This is a genomic window from Candidatus Dependentiae bacterium (assembly GCA_018266175.1).
Classification (GTDB): domain Bacteria; phylum Babelota; class Babeliae; order Babelales; family RVW-14; genus JAFEAY01.
Window position 1 is genome coordinate 1 of the sequence record JAFEAY010000008.1, and the last position, 2,853, is coordinate 2,853.

4 protein-coding genes are annotated in these 2,853 nt (G+C 39.8%); all 4 read left to right on the forward strand.

The features are described 5' to 3' along the window. Window positions 1–119 precede the first annotated feature (119 nt). The gene (locus JST56_02150; GenBank protein ID MBS1987771.1) at window positions 120–767 is read left to right on the forward strand and encodes a hypothetical protein; all 648 of its coding nucleotides are present in this window, start codon (window positions 120–122) and stop codon (window positions 765–767) included. A 269-nt stretch (window positions 768–1,036) separates the two neighbouring features. Beyond that, entirely contained in the window at window positions 1,037–1,402 is a 366-nt protein-coding gene (locus JST56_02155; GenBank protein ID MBS1987772.1) for a type II toxin-antitoxin system RelE/ParE family toxin, read from the forward strand. Further along, window positions 1,374–1,679, forward strand: a complete 306-nt coding sequence (locus JST56_02160) for a helix-turn-helix transcriptional regulator (GenBank protein ID MBS1987773.1) — start codon at window positions 1,374–1,376, stop codon at window positions 1,677–1,679. Before JST56_02155 ends, JST56_02160 begins: the two co-directional genes overlap by 29 nt. Window positions 1,680–1,956: 277 nt before the next feature. Further along, window positions 1,957–2,484, forward strand: coding sequence for a hypothetical protein (locus JST56_02165; protein ID MBS1987774.1), 528 nt, complete (start codon window positions 1,957–1,959; stop codon window positions 2,482–2,484). Window positions 2,485–2,853 lie beyond the last annotated feature (369 nt).

Here is a 2,853-nt window from a genome sequence, read left to right on the forward strand (position 1 = left end):
AAAGTGGGGCAGAAGTGGTAAATTGGGCATTGTAATTCTAATTAGCGGCAGTGCTATTATGAAACAGACGAATTTCAAATCCCCACCTTCGCTAATACGAAGACGTTACCGGCTATATTATGACGACCCTAAAATTCATAGCGATATTTTTATTAATCACACTTTATGCTTGCGGACAAAAACCTGCGAAGCACAAAGTTGACCCTGCGGCTGTTCAACTCAACAAACAAGCAATGACATTGGTTCCTTATATTGACAATCCCGACAGTTCAAACAAAGCAATTTCTCTTCTTGACAAAGCGACTGAAATAGACAGCAGCTATTTCCTTGGCTATTCAAACAAATTAATGTTTTACTATCAGCTAAAACAGTATGACAAAGCCTTATTGACAAATAATAAACTTATTCAGCTACGACCAAACGCACATGACCTATATCTAAGAAGCGGCATGCTCTATACACAACTTGGCGACACGACAAACGCTGAGACGTATTTCACAAAAGGTTTAACAATTTGTAATTTGGTGCTTGACACAATGACTAAAGCGAATAGAGACTATGTTATGCTAACCACAAATCAGGCAATTGCTTTAATAATGTTGGGTGACCCAGCAAAAGCAAACAAAATTCTTAAAGCTCTTTACGACAACCAGCCGGACGACCCAAATTTTGACAATGTTGAGAAAAAGTATATCCAATCTCTGATCGGTAAAAGCAAAAGCGATTTGGTTGACATGATGAATAATCCAGAAAAATACAGCCGGTAACATTGCATTGGCAATATGGCGGGGTTACGAACATATTCTCAGCTTTCTGTTCGCTAATCAGGTTCAGTTTCGGCAGCCGAATAACGCCGAGCAACAGAATAAACAATGAGCTTTAGTATCTTTAATCAGCAGCGGCACCGGGCAGACGGAACATGAATACCGCCACATCGCCAATGCTTTAACGTTGGCGGTCATGCTCAAAACCCTCATAGGCACATTCCTCCTTTCAGATATTTGGCAGACATTACCTAATTAGGTAACTTTGCTTTGTGGACGATTTCAAAGGACAAGTACGCAGTTTGAAGGTTTATGGTGACGACTTTTGGGAGTTTTACAACAAACAAACCCAAAAAGTAAAGGAGCGTATCCTTTGGACCATCCGCCTCATTCGTGACATTCAGAGAGTTCCTGAACAGTACCTCAAGCACTTGGAAGGCACTGAAGGACTTTATGAAATCAGAGTGGGTTCAGGAAGTAACATCTTTAGAATTTTCTGCTTCTTCGATGATGGGCAATTGGTGATACTTCTGAACGGTTTTCAGAAGAAAACTCAGAAGACGCCGACAGACGAACTCGAAAGAGCGAAAAAACTTAAAAAGCAGTATTATGACGACAAGAAAAAACAAGCTCGTTGACCTTGACGAGTTCATAGACAAGGAGTACGGTAAACGTGGGACAAAGAGGCGTGACAAGTTTGAGGAAGGTTATGAAACCTTCAAACTTGGCGTGGTGTTGCAGGAACTTCGCAAAGAACGAAACATGACCCAAGCGCAGCTTGCTGAAAAATGCGGCACGACAAAAAATTATATTTCCCGCATAGAGAACGACGCAAGTGACATTCGTCTTTCCACCCTGCAGCGCATAGTGAGAGAAGGTTTCGGCGGACACCTAAGATTATCTGTCAACCTCTGACACAAAAGCACGAACCGCCAACAGTGCATTGCTGCAAGTGTGGCTGAAGTAATGCTATGCGGCTGGACGAATAACAGGGCATCTGCTTATCTTTACTCACCTGCATTGCTGCCAATTCCACACCTGACAGCAATGCTTCAACGTTATGGGCAACCTTAACTGACGACAACAAAACTGTAATAGACGACTTGACTTGAAGAACATTATCAGCATATTGACAATTTTCGCAACGACAATTTTATTGACTTCGTGTTGCTCCGAATGCAAGGAATGTGAATTGACTTTAAAATACGAATGGAAAGTTTCTAACAAAGGCTTCGACATTATCAATATGGACAATGATCGTTTAATTGCAAGTGAAATATACTACAAAGACAATCCAGACGGCATTGGAAACATTCAATACGTTAAGGACAGTGGACATTTCGTAATAGACAAATTTACCGGACTTGTATACGACACGGTTTTTGATTTCGTCCCAAAGACGGCTGAAAATAAATATTTATGGGTAGTTGGAGAGACAAAAGAAGGTGGACTTTTTTTTAGCACTAAGACCTCACAATTCACGGTTGCCGACAATTACAAGGGTTACAAAATTGTTTTACAAGAGTGGTATAAAAACATTCGACAAACTAACAATCAACTAAATAGCGTTCTTATATTCAAAGACGGCAATCAAATAAGTGAAAATTGTTTGCCCAGAATTTTTGATTTCACTTACGACAAAAACTCAGTTTACATTTATTCAGACACCGACATTTATAAATTTAACTTTGACGAATTAATTAAAATAGACGAGAAATGACAAGAAAGGCAGCCCATAACACGGGTTTTGCGTCAGGCGGGCAGAAGTACAAAATTCAACGGCAGCTTTTCAAACGAACTTTAGTAATAAATTGAAACTTTGTGCTCCTAAACCCGCCCGAACGCAAAGCCCGAAACCGTTATACGCTATGGCTTGAACCTCTTTTCTATTTCAGTAGTAATCTGAAAAACCTTAGCTCTCTTTTTGGCAGAATTGGACTTTTATTGAAACGAAATAAATTATTATCTCAAGCAGTTCTTAAGACACTAAAGTTTTTATGACGTAGAACTTTTTATGACGGAAAGTATTTGGTATGGTGGAAGGTTTACAATAAGGCCTTAAAATCCGACATGGAGACAACCGCTTGAA

Excerpts from the sequence above, each read along its gene's own strand:
- JST56_02150 (MBS1987771.1), top strand. The coding sequence starts at position 120 with ATGACGACCCTAAAATTCATAGCGATATTTTTATTAATCACACTTTAT.
- JST56_02160 (MBS1987773.1), top strand. The coding sequence starts at position 1,374 with ATGACGACAAGAAAAAACAAGCTCGTTGACCTTGACGAGTTCATAGAC.